The organism is Fluviicola sp. (assembly GCF_039596395.1).
Classification (GTDB): domain Bacteria; phylum Bacteroidota; class Bacteroidia; order Flavobacteriales_D; family Crocinitomicaceae; genus Fluviicola.
The window spans coordinates 120804-141413 of the sequence record NZ_JBCNJT010000002.1; the positions used below are offsets into that span (position 1 = coordinate 120804).

17 protein-coding genes are annotated in these 20610 nt (G+C 42.3%); 8 read left to right on the forward strand and 9 right to left on the reverse strand.

The window, feature by feature from the left end; translation table 11 throughout:
- The first annotated feature begins 57 nt into the window (after nt 1-57).
- Nucleotides 58-1083 (forward strand): hypothetical protein, encoded by a 1026-nt coding sequence (locus tag ABDW02_RS09610; protein WP_343634342.1) that lies wholly within the window; start codon nt 58-60, stop codon nt 1081-1083.
- 2 nt (nt 1084-1085) lie between these two features.
- A complete protein-coding gene (gene gldC / locus ABDW02_RS09615) occupies nt 1086-1433 on the forward strand; it encodes a gliding motility protein GldC (RefSeq protein ID WP_343634343.1) in 348 nt (115 codons plus the stop codon).
- Between the two features lie 102 nt (nt 1434-1535).
- On the opposite strand, the gene ABDW02_RS09620 is transcribed toward gldC, so the two are convergent.
- Nucleotides 1536-3656, reverse strand: a complete 2121-nt coding sequence (locus ABDW02_RS09620) for a S46 family peptidase (protein ID WP_343634344.1) — start codon at nt 3654-3656, stop codon at nt 1536-1538.
- Nucleotides 3657-3750: 94 nt separating this feature from the next.
- Between ABDW02_RS09620 and ABDW02_RS09625 the strand changes: the two genes are divergently transcribed.
- The gene (locus ABDW02_RS09625; RefSeq protein ID WP_343634345.1) at nt 3751-4395 is read left to right on the forward strand and encodes a hypothetical protein; all 645 of its coding nucleotides are present in this window, start codon (nt 3751-3753) and stop codon (nt 4393-4395) included.
- A 169-nt stretch (nt 4396-4564) separates the two neighbouring features.
- Here the strand turns inward: ABDW02_RS09625 and coaE are convergent, their stop codons facing one another.
- From coaE to ABDW02_RS09640, 3 genes are read right to left on the reverse strand one after another with little or no spacing between them, the layout of a single operon-like run.
- The gene (gene coaE / locus ABDW02_RS09630; protein ID WP_343634346.1) at nt 4565-5140 is read right to left on the reverse strand and encodes a dephospho-CoA kinase; all 576 of its coding nucleotides are present in this window, start codon (nt 5138-5140) and stop codon (nt 4565-4567) included.
- 39 nt (nt 5141-5179) lie between these two features.
- On the reverse strand, nt 5180-5563 hold the full coding sequence (locus tag ABDW02_RS09635; RefSeq protein ID WP_343634347.1) for a DUF1987 domain-containing protein: 384 nt from the start codon (nt 5561-5563) through the stop codon (nt 5180-5182).
- Between the two features lie 8 nt (nt 5564-5571).
- Nucleotides 5572-6129, reverse strand: a complete 558-nt coding sequence (locus ABDW02_RS09640; protein WP_343634348.1) for a SiaB family protein kinase — start codon at nt 6127-6129, stop codon at nt 5572-5574.
- A 172-nt stretch (nt 6130-6301) separates the two neighbouring features.
- Here ABDW02_RS09640 and ABDW02_RS09645 point away from each other — a divergent pair, with 172 nt between their 5' ends.
- The 3 genes from ABDW02_RS09645 to ABDW02_RS09655 all read left to right on the forward strand — a co-directional run bounded on the left by ABDW02_RS09645 (nt 6302) and on the right by ABDW02_RS09655 (nt 8585).
- Nucleotides 6302-7054 carry a methyltransferase domain-containing protein gene (locus ABDW02_RS09645; RefSeq protein ID WP_343634349.1) on the forward strand — a complete coding sequence of 251 codons (753 nt, stop codon included), beginning with the start codon at nt 6302-6304 and terminating at the stop codon, nt 7052-7054.
- Nucleotides 7051-7788 carry a ZIP family metal transporter gene (locus ABDW02_RS09650; protein WP_343634350.1) on the forward strand — a complete coding sequence of 246 codons (738 nt, stop codon included), beginning with the start codon at nt 7051-7053 and terminating at the stop codon, nt 7786-7788. Before ABDW02_RS09645 ends, ABDW02_RS09650 begins: the two co-directional genes overlap by 4 nt.
- A gap of 140 nt (nt 7789-7928) precedes the next feature.
- Nucleotides 7929-8585, forward strand: a complete 657-nt coding sequence (locus ABDW02_RS09655) for a hypothetical protein (RefSeq protein ID WP_343634351.1) — start codon at nt 7929-7931, stop codon at nt 8583-8585.
- 618 nt (nt 8586-9203) lie between these two features.
- On the opposite strand, the gene hemH is transcribed toward ABDW02_RS09655, so the two are convergent.
- The 3 genes from hemH to lipA form a co-directional block, all read right to left on the reverse strand.
- A complete protein-coding gene (hemH, locus tag ABDW02_RS09660; RefSeq protein ID WP_343634352.1) occupies nt 9204-10223 on the reverse strand; it encodes a ferrochelatase in 1020 nt (339 codons plus the stop codon).
- A gap of 192 nt (nt 10224-10415) precedes the next feature.
- Nucleotides 10416-11819: a dihydrolipoyl dehydrogenase gene (gene lpdA, locus ABDW02_RS09665; protein ID WP_343634353.1), complete on the reverse strand. Its 1404-nt coding sequence runs from the start codon at nt 11817-11819 to the stop codon at nt 10416-10418.
- Between the two features lie 249 nt (nt 11820-12068).
- Nucleotides 12069-12950 carry a lipoyl synthase gene (lipA, locus tag ABDW02_RS09670; RefSeq protein WP_343634354.1) on the reverse strand — a complete coding sequence of 294 codons (882 nt, stop codon included), beginning with the start codon at nt 12948-12950 and terminating at the stop codon, nt 12069-12071.
- 249 nt (nt 12951-13199) lie between these two features.
- Between lipA and ABDW02_RS09675 the strand changes: the two genes are divergently transcribed.
- Nucleotides 13200-13604, forward strand: coding sequence for an OsmC family protein (locus ABDW02_RS09675; RefSeq protein WP_343634355.1), 405 nt, complete (start codon nt 13200-13202; stop codon nt 13602-13604).
- A complete protein-coding gene (rlmB, locus tag ABDW02_RS09680) occupies nt 13597-14421 on the forward strand; it encodes a 23S rRNA (guanosine(2251)-2'-O)-methyltransferase RlmB (protein ID WP_343634356.1) in 825 nt (274 codons plus the stop codon). Before ABDW02_RS09675 ends, rlmB begins: the two co-directional genes overlap by 8 nt.
- A 15-nt stretch (nt 14422-14436) precedes the next feature.
- On the opposite strand, the gene ABDW02_RS09685 is transcribed toward rlmB, so the two are convergent.
- Complete coding sequence (locus ABDW02_RS09685; protein ID WP_343634357.1) at nt 14437-16101, reverse strand: T9SS type A sorting domain-containing protein; 1665 nt, start codon at nt 16099-16101, stop codon at nt 14437-14439.
- Nucleotides 16088-20485 carry a CARDB domain-containing protein gene (locus ABDW02_RS09690; RefSeq protein WP_343634358.1) on the reverse strand — a complete coding sequence of 1466 codons (4398 nt, stop codon included), beginning with the start codon at nt 20483-20485 and terminating at the stop codon, nt 16088-16090. Before ABDW02_RS09690 ends, ABDW02_RS09685 begins: the two co-directional genes overlap by 14 nt.
- Between the last annotated feature and the right edge of the window lie 125 nt (nt 20486-20610).

The window sequence follows — 20610 nt, forward strand, 5'->3', positions numbered from 1 at the left end:
AAAGTGAACCAAATATAGTTTCTTTCGTTGAGACTAGAATGATTATTTTTGATCAATATGAAATTTACGCGGAAAACCGGAACCCTCTTTTTAGCGGCTTTTGCCCTGTTTACAATCCAATCCTGTTCGGACAATTTGCTGGATACCGATATCTCGGCCAGCAAGTACCAATTGGAAAGTGTGCACCTTGACAGCATTCTTACACATACTCCGGAGCAGCAATTAGGAACTGAAATTTTTGAATTATCTCAGAAATTCCCGGAGCTTATCGATTATCAATTCTACTACTGCTATAAGACCGGGCTTCCGAAGGATACTGCTTTCCAGGCAAACTGGTTCGAGTTCACACACAATCCTTATTACAAGCGTTTATCCAAACGGATCAGCGAAAAATTCCCGAACACAGCCGCTTCCAAAAAAATCATTGAGGACGGGTTCAAACGCATCCAGGTACATTTACCGAAAGCCAAACTTCCTGAAACGATCGTTTTCATGAATTCGTTCTTTTCATCGAGTATGTATTGTACGAAGAATGAGATCGGAGTTGGGCTGGAGCGGTATTTAGGTGCTAAAACAGATGTAATTAAGGAACTTCCCGGTGATGTCTTTTACGAATGGATCAAGGAAGCCATGGAACCGCAATACCTGGAGCGCGATGCCATTTGCGCATGGGTGCTGACACATATTTGTGAGCCCGGAAAAGATGTGAACAACATCGAAGCGATCATTCAGTGGGGAAAAATTTTGTATGTGACCAAAGCAGCTTTACCGGAACAGGAAGAGCATATTTTGTTGCGCTACAACACCGCGGATTACGAATGGGCGCTTAAAAACGAACGCAATTTCTGGGAATACCTGGTGAAACAAAACATGCTGTTTGCCAAAAGTGAAACCGACCAGGCGGCATTCTTGCAGGAAGCACCCTTCACTTCCGGACTTCCGCAAAAAGGGCCGGATCGCCTGGGACAATTTTTAGGTTATCGCATTGTTGCTAGTTATATGGAACAATATGATGTAACTTTGCAGCAATTGTTGGACAAACCATACAATGAAATTTTGTCAGAATACGAAATAAACGATTAAACATGGAAGAAATAGTAAGCAAACGATCTTCAATAAACGTACAAATTGGGCTTAACGCAAACAACTTACCTTTAGAAATGCATTGGTCTGCCGAAGACGGCGGAATCACAAACGCTCCGGCAAAAGCCATGATGCTTTCCCTGTGGAATGCGGAAGAAAAAAACACGATGAAAATCGATCTTTGGACAAAAGATTTGTCAGTAGAAGAAATGAAACAATTCTTTCACCAGACTTTACTGACGATGGCCGATACTTTTGAGAAGGCAACAGGAGAAATCAATATTTCTGAAGATTTGCGGGATTATTGTTACCACTTCGCAGAGAAGATGGAGATCATGCCGGAAAAATAAAAATTTGAAAGAAACAAAAAGGCCCGGATATCCGGGCCTTTTTGTTTGATCATATTTTATATTGTAGGGACGCAATGCATTGCGTCCCTACCTGTTTTTATTTTATTTCACCAACACCATTTCATCCACCAAATGCTTCGCGCCGCAGTAAACATCCATGACCCACATCACGTAGCGGATATCCACCACAATGTTGCGGCAGCGGTTCGGATCGAAGTAGAAATCGCTCATGGTGCTTTCCCAGCTTCTGTCGAAGTTCAGTCCCATTAAATTTCCGTTTGCATCCAATACAGGTGATCCGGAATTCCCACCGGTTGTATGATTTGACCCTGTAAAACACACCCAAAGTTCTCCATTTTGGGAATAATTCCCATAGTTCTTTTCACGGTACAGATCGATCATGCGCTGATCCAGGTCGAAATCAGGGTTTCCGGTATTGTACTTATCGATCATTCCTTTCAAAGTGGTGTGCTCGGTGTAAGCCATTCCGTCTACCGGTGCAGAACCTTCGAGCTGTCCGTAAGTCACGCGCAAAGTCGAATTGGCATCCGGCCAGTTTTTTCCGTCGGGGAACATAAGCAGCTTTCCTTCTACGAAATCTTTCAGCAAAGCATCCATTTCGACATTGTAATCATTCGATCCTGCGGCAATTTCATTACGCATCAGGGTGAAACTTTCCAGGAATAATTTGTATCCCGGGTCTTTTGCCAGTTTCGCAAAGGATTTCTCGGTTAATTTGCTAAGGAATGCTACGTACTTTTCTTTATTCACTAAAATCGACTTCGAATAAATGTCTGCCGATAATTTCGGGTTGTTCAAAGAAGGAATCACGAAACGTTTATCCAGGTAATTTTTGAAGGCAGGAGTCTGCACATCGAAAATTCCTTTGTCCACATTCATATCGTAGTTCTTAAAGAAGCCTTCAGCACCTTTGATCAGGTTCTGAATTTTCGCTTCCAATTCATTATTTGTGAGGTATTTGCCGTAATTGCGTTCCAAATCTTCCAGGTTTCTGGCCAAACGGAAAAACTCCGGCCCGACAAACAAATACTCCACAAACAAGGTGTAATTGTATTCGTATACTCCTTTTTCGTCCACCAGCTTATTCATCCGGTCGATTAGCGGTGCATACTGGTTCCATTCGTCTTTGGAGTTCGCTTTCGCAATGTATTCCGCTTCAAATTTCTTTTTCAGGGAAACGGCATCCAATTGCTTCAATCCGTCGATCTGACCGATGTATTTCTTCCATGCATTTGCAATACGCGCCTGTTTAGCCATGTATTGGATGCGTGTCAAATCAGATTTGGTCATGGCTTCGTTGATCACCGCCAAACTTTTTGTACGCATATCGATTTCCATCGGGCGTTGTTTCTCGATGTAGTATTTCAGGTTCCCGGAGGTCAAATGCTGTTCGGTTTGTCCCGGAAATCCGTAAACCATTGTGAAATCTCCTTTTTTACGGTCATTGAAAGCGATTTTCAAATGCTTGATCGGCGTGTAAGGAACATTTTCAGTATTGTAAGCTGCCGGCTTGTTGTCTTTTCCTGCATATACGCGGAAAACCGAGAAATCTCCCGTATGTCTCGGCCACACCCAGTTGTCCGTATCACCACCGAATTTCCCGATCGAACTTGGAGGAGCTCCAACCAAACGCACATCTGTAAACACTTCTTTCACCATCAGGTAGAAACTGTTCCCGTAATCAAAAGCCTGAACATCTCCCTGGTAATGCGTCCCTCTTGTTGCATCTTCGATCAGTTTTTTCATGTTGCGCTTCAGCACTTCCCCGATCTTATCTCCGTCTTCCAATCCCTGGATCCCGAACATCATTGCTTCGGTTACGTCTTCAATACGAACGATACGTGTTGCTGTCAAGCCTGCATTCGGAAGTTCATCGCTGAATTGTTTGGCCCAAAAACCATTTTTCAGGTAATCGTGCTCCGTTGACGAATGTTTTTGAACGGCGTCCAACCCGCAGTGGTGGTTCGTCAGTAACAATCCTTTATCCGAAACCAATTCTGCCGTACAACCACCTCCGAAGTGCATAATCGCATCTTTCAGAGAAGCATTGTTTACCGAATAAATATCCGCAGCCGAAAGTTTCATTCCCTTTGCTTTCATGTCCGATTCAAAAGCCTGAAGCAACGAAGGAATAAGCATTCCCTCTTCTGCACGAACTGCAAAACCAAGAAACACGATAAAAGCGATCAAACAATTTTTCATATTCACAATTTTGCCCAAATATACCAATACCCTGCCAAAACCAGTTGTTCAATTCAACCCTTTTTCGCATTTTTGCTTTGTGGAATTTATCAGTTTGATTTTTCGACTGGGAGTCATTTTAGCGATTTTCAGTTTTATTTGGGGAATTTTAAAATTCGGGGTTGTATTGCTTCGCGGCGGGGTTCCGATGTCGTACCCGCTAAGCCTTGCTTTTAAAACGGTACAATACCTGCTTATTGCAGATGTGGCGATTATTTTTTGCCAGGCAAACCCGAACGAAACCCTGGCAACATCCATTACCACAGGCCTGATCTTATTGATGTACTTCATCGGGAAAGTCCAGAAAATGCAGTTCAAAACCATGATGTCCATCCAGATTCAGGGAAGAAATCTAACAGATACCGTTAACCCTAAAATGGGCATTGAATTTGGGATTGTTGCTTTGGCCATGGCAGTTTTCGGCTTCCTGCTCTGGAAACCTGAATTTGCAGAAAATGCTATTTCCGGCTGGTTTTACAAGAACATTGTAGACATTGAGAATACGCCTATTTTCGGGTTTATTTTCAAGGTAGTCGGATTCTTTTTCACAATTGGAATGCTGTTGCGCATGTTCAATGCGTTGAGTATTATCTTCTCCGGAAGGGCTTTCGGCAACAGAGACAACGACAACAACCGTACGAACAGGAATAACGGTCGCCAGGACAACAATCATTTTGATGATTACGAGGAAGTGGAATAGCCATAAATGACCACGAAGAACACACCAGAAACACGAAGTTAATTGCAGGATTCTATCTGCGCCTGCGGCACAGCCTTTTTTCTATTTAACCGCAAAGAAAACAAGAAAAAGAGGTAAGAGGAAATATAAAACTTTGCGCCCTCCTTCTCTTTGCGGTTTTATTAAAACGTTATAATCTTTTCAGGAGATCCAGGATCTGTGGCACCAGCAGCTGGTTTCCATCGTTGTGAATAACCAGGCCGGTCAGTTTCATTTTTTCTTCTTCGGGCATTTGGGCGTTAAAGCGCGACTGCACCTGTTCATCCGTCAGTTGATCGCGTTCTTTCACGCGTTCCATGCGGATTTTTTCCGGGGCACTTACCAAAATAACGGCATCAAAGGATTTATAGTTTCCCGTTTCGAACAACAGTGCTGATTCCTGGAAAAGAAGGGGAGATTTCTGACTTTCAACCCATTGCCGGAAGTCTTTTCTTACAGCCGGATGAACCAGATTGTTCATAGCTGTCCGTTTCGAATCATCTTTGAAAATTTGTGCTGCAATGTACGGGCGGTTCAGGTTCGGCCCAACATAAGCTTCTTCACCGAACAATTCTTTCAGTCCGGCAATTAATGCCTGATCCTCATGCATGATGTCTTTTGCGCGCTGATCGGATGAATAGACCGGATATCCCATCAACTGCAGGATTTTTGACACCAGTGATTTTCCGGAACCGATTCCCCCTGTTATTCCTATTGTTTTTGACATCAAACAAAAAATCCCTCGGCTAAGCTGAGGGATTCGAATTTAAATTTCTTCTACTTCAATGATATTGAAAGGCAAACTGATAATCGCCTGGTAATCCTGGCCGGCCTCTTCCATATCTTCATCATCCTCTTCAAAGAACCAGTTCACAACTACTTTCGTTTTGGAACCTGAAATGGCTTCCAGTTTTTTGAACAAGTCCAAAATACATTTGGAAGACGAGGTATTAAAATATTCTAACTTCACATCTACAGATGTTTGTCCGATCGGATCTTTTCCGTAAGCGTCGATCCAATCGTTCAAGGGCTTGTAAAATTCCACTGAGTTTTCAGGAATAGAACGACCTTTCAACTCAAGTTTTCCAGTAGCGGCATCAAAATGGATCGAAGGTGTTTTTGCTGATCCTTCTAGGTGTAAATTTTCCATATTCTTACTTAATCAATTTTTATATTCAAGCAGAAAAAGCTATTCGTATCGTTTATTGGCAAAAACTGATACTCTAACTTGTTTCCCGATTTTCTTGCAATATCAATCATACCAAGACCTGCTGTTCCTTTATCGGATAAAGTTCCGTTGCTCAGCACTTCCTGGTAATACTTTTTCAATTCATCCTTGTCCATTCCATTGATCGTATCCAAACGCTTCTCCAAATCGATTGCGCTTTCTTTATCAATGTAATTTCCTGTTCTAATTACGAAATGATCGTCTTTTTTAGCGATCATGAATAAAGCCGACTTGACTTCAATCCGCGTAAAATTACGATCTTGTTCCTCATTTGAATCGATATGGTGATACAAATTTTGAAGACATTCCACTAACACATTGAAAACCTTCTTCTTCAATTTCGGCGATTCGTCCATGTAATCCATTTTCGACTCCATAATTGAAAGAACAGATGATAGTAAATCCGACGTAACTACCCCTTTAAACGATAACAGGATGTTTTCCCGCTCCATTGTTTGGTAAAGTTCGTAGATATCGTTTTTTATCATTGTAGTTTTCGAAGTGCAACAAATATAATAATCCTATCGAACTAATAGTGGTATTCGACGAAAAAAATGAGCAGATGGTAGAATTTCACGTGAGGATTCATTAACTGAGTACTTCCCCAACTTTCAGGCGTAAAATGAAGGTGTTTCCGCAAGTTTTTGTACTTTTGCAACAATGATGCATTTAGACAAGCAAAAGGAATGGTTCTCTACCTGGTTTGATTCTCCGTTCTACCATGTATTGTACGACGAAAGAAACGACAAGGAGGCCAACGAGTTTCTGGACAACCTCGTGGCGTTACTCGATCCCGAACCGGGATCCACCGCGTTGGATTTGGCCTGTGGTGCCGGAAGACATTCCCGCGCTTTGGCTTCTCACGGCCTGAAAGTTTCCGGCTGCGACTTGTCTCCGAACAGTATTGAAGAAGCTAAAAAACATTCGGACCCAAGCCTTAAATTCTTTGTCCACGACATGCGTGAAAAGCTGGACGATAACTACCAGTACGTTTTCAACCTGTTCACCAGTTTCGGGTATTTTGAAGATGTGTGCGAAAATGCGAAGATTTTAAAAAGCGTTCACGATGCCCTGGTTGACCCGGGAATCCTGGTAATCGATTTCATGAATGCCCATAAAGTCGTTCAGATTGTCCAAAATCAGCGGTTCCGCCAGGATATTCAAAAGTGTGACATCATTTTCCATGTTAAAAAAGAAGTGATAAACGGACGCATCATTAAAACCATTGCTTTCGAACACGACGGAAAATCCTATTTTTTCCAGGAGAAGGTTCAGGCACTGGAATTAAGTGATTTTGAAAAACTATTGGCCGATGCTCATTTTGAGATTATTCAATTGGCCGGCAACTATAAACTGGAAGCTTTCGACCTGGAACAATCGGATCGTTTAATTCTTATCTGCAAAAAGAAATGAGCGAAATCATAACTACCATTTTCTTTTTGATCCTCTCCGTAATAGTAGGCGGAGTGCTGGTTGTTTTCCTGGAGAAAAAGAACCAGGCCACTTTTATTAAACTTTCCCTGGCATTCAGCGGCGGATTCCTCCTGGCAATAGCCTTTATTCATTTTTTGCCGGAACTTTATGCCGAACAGCACACTTCCATCGGTGTCTGGGTATTGGTTGGTTTCCTGGTGCAATTATTCCTGGAATATTTCTCCGGGGGAATTGAACACGGCCACATCCATGCACACGCAAACAAGAAAATCCCTTACGGAATGTTGATTTCTTTGAGCATACACTCTTTTATAGAAGGAATTCCGCTGGCAAACAATGCCGTACACGAACACACGCACGAGCATTTGATCGGACAACACCATAATTCGTTATTACTGGGAATTATCCTTCACCAGCTTCCTGTTGCCATTGCATTGATGACTTTATTGAGACAATCTTTGATCAAATCAACGACTTCCTGGATTTTATTGATTCTCTTCGGTTTAATGACTCCGCTCGGTTTGATTTTCGGGAAACTGCTTCCGATGGATTCCGCAATTCCGTTTATGGATATCTTACTGGCATTAGTGGTTGGAATGTTCCTGCATATTTCAACGACAATCATTTTTGAGACCAATGAAAATCACCGCTTCAACCTGGCGAAACTCACAGCGATCTTGTTGGGAGTGGGATTGAGTGTTGGTTTGATCTAGTTTCAAAAGTTCCCGGAGTTCAAGACAATTGAAAAGGTCAGTAACTGAAATTTGAACATTGAATCTGCCACGGCAGAAACATTTGAACATTTGAACATTTCAAGTCCGGATATTTTTTAATTTTACTAAAAAATCAACTCATGAAGATCCTTTTCTTTATCGTACTAATCCTTACAGGTTTCACCATCTTTTCTTTTCAATCGTTCGAACTAGGCCTGTTGAATAATGGCTTTTCATGGACAATGTCCAAATTGTTGCCATACATCACGCTGTTTCTAGAAGGAATTCTATTGGCTTATTCTTTTGGAAAAGGATTCACCTTCAAACCGAAAATTGTCAAAATCCTGGTCGTAATCATTCTTTTAGTCGCACCATTTGCAGAAGGTTTCCGCGAATACCCGATTTACGAAGGTGATTTCAGTTCGGAAGGAACAGAAGTAAGCGAAACGACCGTAAAAACAAATCCGAAATACGATTTATTGATTGTTACCATTCCGGATTGTCCTTTCTGCCTGGAGTCCATTTTCCGTCTGAAACAAATCAAAAAACGCAATCCATCCGTAAAAATGCTTTTCTCGGTTTGTTCTTCCGACAAGCAAAAACTGAACCTGTACAAGCAATTAATTGCCGGAGATTTCGATATCGCCTTGGCTAAAGACCTGGATGCATCCGTTAAATTGGCGGAAGGCCATTTCCCGACATTTGTGCAACTGAAAAAGGGAATTCCTGTTTACAGATGGTCGAACGATCAGTTCGGAGCGGGCGCTATGGATGAGTTTGAATCGGGAATTAAGTAATCCCCGCTCTGCTATCCTGATCAACGATTAGGCTTCCAAAACGCGTCAGCATCCGGAAGCCGCTCCCCCACTGGGCAAATCCCGCACGTGCGGGATGCGTATTTTATCGAGGTAATCTGAGGTTTGAGAGAGGATTAAACTGACAGAAGGCCATTTCCCGACATTCGTGCAACTGAAAAAGGGAATTCCTGTTTACAGATGGTCGAATGATCAGTTCGGAGCGGGCGCTATGGATGAATTTGAATCGGGAATTAAGTAATCCCCGCTCTGCTATCCTGATCAACGATTAGGATTCCAAAACGCGTCAGCATCCGGAAGCCGCTACCCCACTGGGCAAATAGACACATGTCTATGCGTATTTTATCAATGTAATTTGAGGTTTAAGAGAGGATTAAACTGACAGAAGGCCATTTCCCGACATTTGTGCAACTGAAAAAGGGAATTCCGGTTTACAGATAGTCGAATGATCAATTTGGAGCGGGCGCTATGGATGAATTTGAATCGGGAATTAAGTGACTAAAGAAAGGTTCAAAAGGTTCAAAAGGTTCAAAAGGTTCAAAAAGTTTTAAGAATTCAATTTGAACATTTGAATCAGCCTCGACTGAAACATTTGAACTATTATACTTTCCGTATCAAATCTTCCAGGCAATCGATAAACCTTGGGTGATCATTGGAACTTGGCACCAACTGTACTTTTTCGCCGCCGTGTTCTTCAAAAATTTCCTGGTACTCTCCACCGATCTCGATCAATGTTTCCAAACAATCCGCTACGAAAGCCGGACTAAAAGCCAATACGCGCTTCTTCCCTTCTTTCCCCCATTGTTCAATCACTTTATCGGAAAAAGGCTGGATCCATTTTTCATCCAAACGCGACTGAAAACTCACAATGTACTGATCTTCCGTCAAACCTAATTTGGCAGCGATCAGGCGGGTTGTTTCATAACTTGTTGCTTTGTAACAGAACTTATTTTCTTCCGTGATTTCCTTTTCACAATCGTGATCCTGGCACAACCCGGAGTCATAAACTTTATCTACTTGTCTTTCCGGAAGTCCGTGATAAGAAAACATGATCTTGTCATAAGAAGCTATGTCGAATTGTTTTGCTCTTTCCACAATCGAATCAATGTACCCTTCGTGGTTGTAGAATTGGGAAATGATCTTTATATCCGGGATTACCCACCATTTTTTGATAATCTCCATGGCTTTGTCCACTGCAGAACCCGTGGAGGCACTTGCATACTGGGGAAATAACGGAAGAATGATGATTTGTTCGTAATTTGCCTTGCGCATGCGTTCCAAAACCGATTCCATGGAAGGATTCTGATAGCGCATCGCCATTTCTATCGTTACATTGTCAGATTCGAAGCGCTTTTGAAGCAAGCGTTTTACTTCTTCCGTATAGGTTAGCAACGGTGATTTACCGTTTCCAAGTTCCCACAATTGCTTGTAGATCTTAGCCGACTTGGGAGTTCTGAACGGAACGATGATCCCACGCACCAATAACAACCGCGAAAAGTAAGGAATATCAATGACTCTGGGATCCATTAAGAATTCCTTCAAATAACGTCGTACATCACTATTATTCGGGCTGTCAGGTGTTCCCAACTGGATTAATAACACTCCAATTTTCTTACTCATCATTCTCGTTTAAAGGTGGTGCAAAAGTAACACAAAAAGCAAACCACACAGAAACATAGCATACATAGTTTTTATTAAATCTGCCTCTATTTTCCGTGTAGCTATGTGGTTGTACTAATTTTAGGATTGTACCAAAAACAAAAGCCCTCCCGGATAACCGAAAGAGCTTTTCTATGTTGTTTTGAAATCTTCTTAAATATGCAACGCTCTGTTGTCTGTTGCTGCCAAAGCTGCTTCTTTGATTGCCTCTGAGAAAGTCGGGTGTGCGTGACAAATGCGTGAGATATCTTCTGCAGAAGCACGGAATTCCATTGCTGTAACGGCTTCCATGATCATATCTGCAGCACGTGCCGCGATCATGTGAACTCCCAGTACCTCATCGGTTTTAGCATCTGCCAAAATCTTGACAAACCCGGTGATATCCATGGACGCACGCGCTCTTCCCAATGCTTTCATCGGGAATGAACCTGCTTTATACTCGACTCCTGCAGCTTTCAATTCTTCTTCTGTTTTACCAACGGAAGCGATTTCCGGCCAGGTATAAACTACTCCCGGGATCAGGTTGTAATTGATATGCGGTTTTTGTCCGGCCAATTGCTCAGCAACTACCACTCCTTCTTCTTCCGCTTTGTGCGCCAACATGGCCCCACGAACTACATCACCGATTGCGTAGATATTCGGAACTGCTGTTTGCAAGTGATCGTTCACATCGATCTGACCGCGATTATTTGCCGCCAAACCAACATTTTCAAGGCCTAAACCTTCCGTATATGCCTTACGTCCAACTGCTACCAAACAGTAATCAGCTTCCAGGGTTACTTCTTCGTCTTTTTTGTTCAAAGCAGTCAATTTAACTCCGTTTCCGGTGTTTTCAACTTTCTGAACTTTATGCTCCAAATGGAACTTGAATCCTTCTTTTTTCAGGATTTTAGTTAATTCTTTTCCCAATGAAAGGTCCATTGTAGGAAGGATAGCCGGTGCAAATTCCACCACTTCTACTTCCGTTCCCAAACGTGCGTAAACAGATCCCAATTCCAAACCAATTACTCCACCTCCGATCACGATCATGCGTTTCGGAATTTCAGTCATTTTCAATGCTTCCGTGGAAGTAATGATGCGTTTTTTATCCGGTTCCATTCCCGGGAAGAAATTTGGCTTTGATCCCGTTGCAATAATGGTGTTTTTCGCTGTGATGTTGGTGCTGTTTCCCTGACCGTCTTTGATTGCGATCGTAGTTTTATCTACAAATGAACCTACTCCCTGGTACACAGTCACTTTGTTTTTGTCCATCAGGAATTTGATCCCGTTACAGGTTTGTGTCACCACATCTTCCTTACGCTTGATCATTTGCGTGATGTCCGCTTCTACATTATCTACTTTGATTCCGTGAGTTGCAAAGTTGTGCTTCGCGTTGAAAAAATGCTCTGAAGAGTCCAATAACGCTTTCGAAGGAATACATCCTACGTTTAAGCAAGTTCCTCCCAAAGTCGGGTATTTTTCGATCAGGGCAGTATTCAATCCTAATTGTGCACAGCGAAGAGCGGCCACATATCCACCAGGACCAGAACCGATAATCGCAACATCAAACGTACTCATAGTTTCAATTTCTAAAATGTGTGGATAAAGGTAAGTATTAATTGAAAATGCAAAATGCAAAATGCAAAAGAATGTGCTAAATAGGAATAGCTGTAAGAATGTGAGAATCGGGATCAGAATGAGAAACGGAAAGAGAATGAGAGAGGGATTTCCTCTTAGCAGAGAATAAGGAAACCGAATGAGAAATGAAAGCAGATAAAAGAATTAAATCCTCATTCTCTCAGCCGCAGCTGACTCATTGTCATTTTCTTATAAATCAAAAATATGCTTTTCAGCGTGGTAGGAAGAACGCACCAGCGGACCGCTTTCCACGAAACGGAAGCCCATTTTCAAACCCAATTCGCGGTACTTATCGAAACGTTCCGGAGTTACGAATTCAACAATCGGCAAATGTTTTGGGGTTGGCTGCAGGTATTGGCCCAAAGTCAGGATATCCACTCCAACTGCTCTCAAATCTTCCATCGTTTCGATCACTTCTTCGTCTGTTTCGCCCAAACCAAGCATTACTCCGGATTTTGTACGCATTCCGCCTTTTTTCAAACGGAAAAGCACTTCCAGGCTTCGGTCGTATTTTGCCTGGATACGCACTTGTTTGGTCAAACGGCGCACTGTTTCAAGGTTGTGTGAAACGATTTCAGGAGCTACATCAATGATCTGCTGTAAATTTTCCCATTTCCCGGCAAAATCAGGAATTAATGTTTCCATCGTTGTTCCCGGGCTTTGGTGACGAACCGCGCGAACGGTCTGAACCCAGATTCCGGCTCCGCCATCCTTCAGGTCATCACGGTCTACGGAAGTAATTACAGCGTGTTTGATCTGCATGGTCTTGATGGAGTGAGCCACTTTTCCCGGCTCGAATTCATCAACTGCATCCGGGCGGCCGGTTTGAACCGCACAGAAACCACACGAACGCGTACAGATATTTCCAAGGATCATGAACGTTGCCGTTCCTTCGCCCCAGCACTCGCCCATATTCGGACAAGAACCGCTTTCACAAATGGTATGCAATTTATGCTCATCCACCAGCGCACGTACCTTCTTGTAATTCTCACCGATCGGTAATTTTACGCGCAGCCAGTTTGGCTTTTTGATACGAACGTTGTTTTCTGCTGTTGTAATTTCCTCTGACATAGTCGTGCCTTTCGCTTTTCAAAAATTCAGTACCTTTGTTGCTGAGAAATTTGATTCTACAAAAGTACAAAGAACAAACAAATGAAGTTCAAAAAGTTTAAATCGTTCAAAAAGTTCAAATGCGTTAAGAGTTCAATTTAAATCAGAATTGAGAACTCCAGCACCAACAGTTTAACTTTTAACCCAATCCGCCACGGCGAATGGAATTTGAACCCTTTGAACCTTTGGAACCATTAAACATATATTAGTATGCCAACATCAACAGTAAAATATCTCGGAGGACTGCGCACGGAATGTACGCACCTTCAATCGGGAACTGTCATTCACACGGATGCGCCGACGGACAATCACGGAAAAGGAGAAAAATTCTCACCGACAGACCTGGTTGCAACGGCTTATGCTTCCTGCATGATCAGCATCATTGGTATTTACTGCAATGAGCACGGGCACAATTATGAGAACGGATCAGCCACAGTAACGAAAGTAATGGCTGCTTCCCCGAGAAGAATCGGTAAATTGGTGATTGACATCGATTTGAGAAATAACGGCTGGGACGAAGCAACGATTGAAAAGGTAAAACGCGCCGCTTTGGCTTGCCCGGTTGCAAAATCAGTTAGTGAAGATATCGAACTTGAAATCACATTCAATGTATAATAAGAAGAACGACCGGGAAGAAAGCCGCGGAGGATTTAACCGTGACAAACGCAATTTCGAGCGCAAACCGAAAGAAGATCCGTCGGACATCATTTACGGGATCCGCGTAGTGATCGAAGCGATCAAAAACGAAGTTGAGATCAACAAAATCCTGATCCAAAAAGGAATTGACAAAGAACTGTTTGAAGAACTGAGAACGGTACTGACCGGTAAGGATTACCAATTGCAGTTTGTTCCCGTTGAAAAATTGAACAAACTAACGGCAAATAATCACCAGGGAGTGATTGCATTTACTTCTCCGGTTGAATACAAGAATATCGAAGATTTATGCGATCAATGGCTTTCCGAAGGGAAAGAACCATGTATCCTGGTACTGGACCGCATTACGGATGTCCGGAATTTCGGTGGAATTGCACGTACGGCAGCTTGTATGGGCGTAGATGCCATTTTGATTCCTTCCAAAGGAAGCGCGCTCGTTTCTGCGGATGCGATTAAAACTTCGGCGGGAGCTTTGCATACAATTCCGGTTTGTAAGACCGATCTGTTGAAAAACAGCTTATTCTATTTGCAGCAAAGCGGTTTCCAGATCGTTTCCTGTACCGAGAAATCGAAGGTTTCCGTTGAGAACTATTCGTTCTTTGGCCCGACAGCGATTATCCTCGGATCCGAAGAGGACGGTATTTCACACGACTTATTGAAAATGTCGGATGCGCGTTTATCTATCCCGATGGCGGGAGATATTGCTTCCCTGAACGTAGGAGTAGCAACCGGAATGATCTTATACGAACGTTTGAAACAAGTAAAGGCTGCTAAATAAGCAGCCTTTCTTTCTTTAATATTTACTGATCTTTTTCGTAAGGGCGTTCTGATCGTTACTTATCTTCATCACATATAAACCGGAAGGCAGGTTACTCATATCAATCTCTGAACTTCCATAAGCTTCCCCTTCTATCAGTTTTTGCCCCATTTCGTTGTGTATTTCCCATTTAAAGAGGTCCGTACCCTTTGTTTTAAGAGTTAAAACCGTTGAAACGGGATTGGGAAAGACCGCTAAGTTCTCATGTGATAACTCATCCAGACCTACCCCGTTCGGCCCAAAAGGATCATCCGTAGAATTTCCACCGCCATGCAGTGTTGAATCCGTTGCAAGCACCCCTGTTTCCAGGTCGAATTCCAGTAAGAAAAGAATTCTTGTCATTGGAATAGTATCTCCATTATTCGCATCGTAGCGAAATTTTTCCCAGGCATCTCCTGCAAAATAGACACTGCAGTCATTCATAATGCGAATTCCGACATCCGTCATCCCCGACAAAGAATCACCTTCTCCGAAGGTATGTGCCCAAACAGGAGTACATATAGAGTCGTATCGTGCAATAAAATAAGGATGATAACCGCTAGCATAATTGGCAGAATCTACCAGCCCGTTAAAATTCACATTTCTTTGGCTTCTTCCGGAAACAATAAATCCTCCATCCGGCAAACAATCAATTCCACATATATCAGAAGACATGTCGTTTGGAAGTAAAGAACTAACAATCCGTTCCATTCGGATCAGGTCTCCACTGGGATTATACTCCACATATCCGGAACTTTTTCTATAGTAACTATAAATAGAATCGGTCCCTACTGACAGATACTCGTCCATATCACAATAAAGTGCTACGTTACCATTGAATGTTTTGCCGGTTGCCATTGGCTCTCCATGGAACATCTGTTTAATCCATGCACGGTTTCCCTGTGAATCGTAATAACAAATCATTGAATTCAATTCATGATACCCTCCTTCGTTTGTGCCCTCGTAGTAAACCCCGAACTCATCCAAAAAAAATTCATCGAAATTAACCACTTCGTATACTCCAAACTCATCGCTTGTTTCCAAACGGTACACCGCTTCAAAAACAGATCCGTCGTATCGTTGTTTTTTATTCCACTGGGGAACGCCATTTGATGCATTTAATTTAAACAAACACACATAATAACCGGAAGCCGGAGCGGAATAGGTTTGTCCCTGGAAGATAAAGGTTGGACCGGCTGAAAATCCAACATACAGCCCGTTATTGGAATCAATTGTAATAGCCTTCGGATAAGCATTCTGGCTCAATTTCACCCATTGCACCTGGAAATCCGTATTTAACTTGGCAACAAATCCACCCGGACCTGCATACGAATATCCGGGACCAAAATAAATGTTGGCCTGAAAAGTTCCGCAGATATAGATATTGTCTTCCGAATCAATCGTGATGTCGCGCACTTGTGCCCAGGAATTAATATCTCCCATATCCAATTCCTGGAGGATGTTCCGTGCATCATCGGTCTTCACCAATGTGGTACTGTTCTGAATACGCACCGCAGCAATGACATGATTGCTGTTGTCCGTTTCAAATTCATCAATAATCCCATGATAGTTCAAATGGAAATAGCCTGTTTCACCGCACTGACCGAAAGCATTGGATACTATAAGAAGGAGCAGAAATGTTACTAGTTTATCTATTCGCATGGTTGAAGAATTTGATGGATTGTACGTGATCTCCCTTTGTAACGGTTATATAATAGATTCCACTGCTTAGAGAGGATGTATCGATTTTCATCGGGGAATTTTTGGAAATCGTTTCTGACCGGCGGTATACGATTTGTCCGATTGAGTTTGCAAGGAAAACATCCGTTATTCCCTCGTCTTCCCCTAAATAGTTCAATTGAACGTAACCATCCCCGGAGACTAAAAGAAAACGGAGGTCTTCTCCCAATTGTTCCAACCCCAAATCAGTGGAATCCAGGTTAACCCGCACCCAGACAAAATTATTCGATTCATTGGATTCCGGAACATCACCGGATGCATCGGAAGAAATCAGCAGGTAGTAAGGTGATTGCGCAACAGGATGCGGAAAGTAAACATTCCCTGCATTGGTAATGTAGCTCAATCCGGTCAATTCCGGTTCCAGGATAGTATACAACAATGCATCGGAAGCATCTAAAATAGTATCCGGTGACCAGTGCACCAATATTGTGGAAGAGTCTGCTGTCAGAGAACCGTTGTTCCTGTACTCGAATTCGAAATAAAACGAATTGTAAACCACACTTGTATATACCGGTGAAATCAAAGGAACGGAAACCAAATCCACAAACAATGTATCCAAAATCCCGATCTTGATCCATCCCAGGTTGTTGTCTTCGTTTACTTCATTCACTACACTGTCTGCATCAGTCACATACAAAACATAATATTCATTTAATGTCAACGGAGCCGGATAATAAATATTCTGAGTAAACGTATTCACCGAGTTTGGAAAAAAGATCGCTTCGTCTACCTGGTATAGTAATTCATCATTGGCATCCAGGATCGTATCCGTGGACCAATAGAAATTGGTTTTGGAAGCCATTACACTTGAATCACCGATATTTGAAATTTCGTAATCGATTTGGAATCCGGGTTGCGTGATTGTATTGATCTCAATCAGCGGATGATCATTCGACGCGACCAAATCCACAAACTTCCCGTCTATTTTGAAATTATCCAGTCTAAAACCATGCATTGCTGTTGAACTGGACATGGATTTTGAGCGCCAATTGAATCGAAAACGGACGTTCGGCTGACCTCCAAGGAAAGACAAATTGTATTTTGCATGCACCCAATCTTCCCTGTTTGCCCATCCATATTCATTGTTCAATGCTGTTATTTGATTGTATTGGTACCAGTTTTCAGCATAAGGATCCTGATCATAACCCAAAACAATCCATGTTAATCCACCATCAATCGAATAAGACAAATTGCCACCCTGAGTCACTCCAAAATTTGCGGTCGTAGAAACTGCGATGTAATCAAATTCCATCTGAATGGTTGAAAGGTTCGAAAAATCATAAGCCGGTGGTTCTAAATGATGGATAGGATAGTTCAAAGGATAGGTAGATCCTCCCTGATCCTGAATATCCAGGAACCAAACACCGTCTTCCGGAAAATTAACAGGATCCCTCATCACCAACTCATGTCTGAAACGATGCCCGTTATAAGTTCCCGTTGAATCATGCCACCAGGTCCAACCATCAATTTCACTTTCATCAAAATCAAAAAGTACCGGATAAGTATAATTGGAAGAAGAATCCATTGCCAAATCCAAATACCCGGTATTGTTCAGTTCATTGGATTCCGGATTCACATTCTGCGGATCCAGTTCATAAACCAAATACCGGTATTGGCCATAATTGGGCGGTGCAGGCACTTTTACATTCACCAATTGGTTCTGATAAGGCAAAATTTGTCTTAAACTTTGTGTTTGAACTAAATAATCTCCCGCATCCAGGACACTATCCACACTTAAATACAATTTGATACTGGTGCTGTCGCTTATGAAGTTGTTGTTATTTTTTACGTTAAAGTATGTTTTCAGTTCATAGTCTCCGGACGCTACCATTAATTTTTTGGTGCTTTGGATAGTCAGGTCAACAGCCTTTTCTTTGATCTCAAAATTATCCATCAGCATTCCCTCAACCGGAGCATTCTGGTTTCCGTAGACAAACATGAACTGGACTTGCTGTTCATCCTGCAAGAAAGATAAATCAATCACATAATGCGTATTTTCATCGTAATCCCTTCCCTGGTAAGACCAATTCGTACTGAAATAAGGCATATAACGTCCGTAAAGCACTTCCGAATTAGGAGTAGGAATTACCCGGTTATCGATCCCCGATTGACTGTTGAACTGAATACCCGAATACCATCTTTTATACGATTCGTTTTGAGGCTTAAGCACCTTCCAGGAATTCCCGCCATCTACAGAGTACATAATATTCCCCATGTTGTAAGGCCATGCATTATACCCGTTATTCCCGAAGAAATCAGCAAACAGATCAAACTCCATTACCGGGTTTTGTAAGGTTGATAGATCAAAGACCGGAGTATACAAATGTGATCGGGAATGCGGAGATATTGCCCCGTTGGCGTTTGTGATCCAGGCCTTTTGACCGGAAAAAGCAGCATTCAAAACAGTACCTGAAGGAATATTCCATGCCCAATCATCAGTACCAAGAGAAGCCCCATGCCTCCAACCGTTAATTTCCGTTTCAAAATCATTGGAATACGGAAGAGCAGCCGCTTGAACAATATACGTCTTAAAATATCCGACATTATCGTATTCCCGCATTTCACTCACTAACGCATCTGCGTCCAATTGATAAATGATGTAATACTGTCCGGGAACCGTAGTCGGTTTCACAAACTGGAATTCACGCATGATAAAAGTCGTATCACCAATCGCGGGTTCCTGCTGGGTTCCCAGCAGAATATCCGAACCGTCCGGCAAACTGTCATTCGACCAGTAGAATTTGGTAGTTGTGGCAGGCAATAGCTCCAATCCGGAATTAAATAACATGTACGTTAACGTATCACTCACGGAAGCACTGGAAATAAACCGGTTATCGGTTTCACCTCCCATTCCTGCGTCCGGCTTTGCACTTCCAATATATACATCATCAATCAAAACCTGGTCCAGCGTAGTCGGAATAATGTTACCGGCAGCTGCAAATCCGAATTTGGCAGAAACCTCACCATCGTATTGCGGAACAGATTTACAATGACAATCCCATCCATAATAGCGTGTTTTCGGAACGCTTTGCGAATAGAACAAATACGGAGTCGTAACCGTAGGCTGGTTATAAGTAGGCAACAGTACACTAAAACTCGGGTTTTGATACGGTTGAGATGCTCTGTACCAAAAACAAACTGAGGTATTCACGGAATTCGTGAGGTTCAAATAAGGGCTTTCCAATCTATTATTACTTCCGGAAACCCCTGAAATCCAGGCAAAAGATCCGGATCTCGGGCGTTCCAGGTGCCAATTATTGCCAGAGCCTTTGGTCCAGCTTGATCCGGAAGCACCTACTAATGAATTCCAGATAAGGGCAGTTGTATCAAAATCCGTTGCATAATCGGATGAATAAACGCTATCGAGAATCAGGACAGTAAAATTCTGGTTGTCTGTTTCATTGTTTTCGACGAGCACATTCCCTGTATCGTATTGGTAAAAAATATAATAATTACCGGATGAAAGCCCTGTTGGCAAAGGAAATGTATTGCTCCAGTTCGGAATGGTTGACGACACATTGTGTGTTACATTCCCCAATAACAGATCTGATCCGTCGAGGACATTGTCCGTGGAGAAATAAAATTTATCCGTGAATGAATAAATTCCGCTCCATTCCAGATTCAGGGTATAATTCGTCTTTACTGTAAAGTTTGTAAAATACTGATTCACTCCCCGAATAGTATCTCCCTGTGTTGCGACTAAATTATTATACCGTTCATTGATTTCGAAATCATCCAATAACCAACCGTAACCGTTCGATGTGCTTGATAAAAATTTGAACCTGAATTGAACACTATCCTGTCCCTGAAGAAAGAACAAATCAATTTTAGACTTTATCCACGCGAAGTAGTAGGGAGAGAATCCCGATGTATTTTGCCACAAATCCTTTTGCGCAGAGGCATTATCCAGCAATTGCCAGATTCCCGCCTGGCCGACTTTGTACTCCATCTTAAATGAAAAAGGCGTACCGCTTGCATTCATTTTATGACGGAAAGAAAGAATATAATGTACCGATGTATTGGTAAGGTTAAAGTACGGGGTCATCAATACTCTCTCGGAATTCGCTGCATACGGTCCGGACAAGTTGGTAGCCCAGGCATTGGAAGGAGAAAACGAAGCATTGAAATATTGCCCTCCGGAAGGCACTCCAATTTCCCAGTCATCAGTTCCACTGATTGCTGCATGTGACCAACCCACAGCATCCGCAGGCAACTGATCAAAATCATTTTGATAGGGAACAGATAATTGAGCGAGAAGTCCGGTAGAGACCAAACATAACAGGTGGATTAGAAGGAGTTTTTTCATTGCAAAAACATAATACGGGTACAAATATAAGAAATCGGATCCTTGAAAGCCTTCAAAATGTGTGACCGGGAAATCAGTCTTTTAAATTATCCCTAATTTAGCAGGACTTTTATTTAAACCGCCAA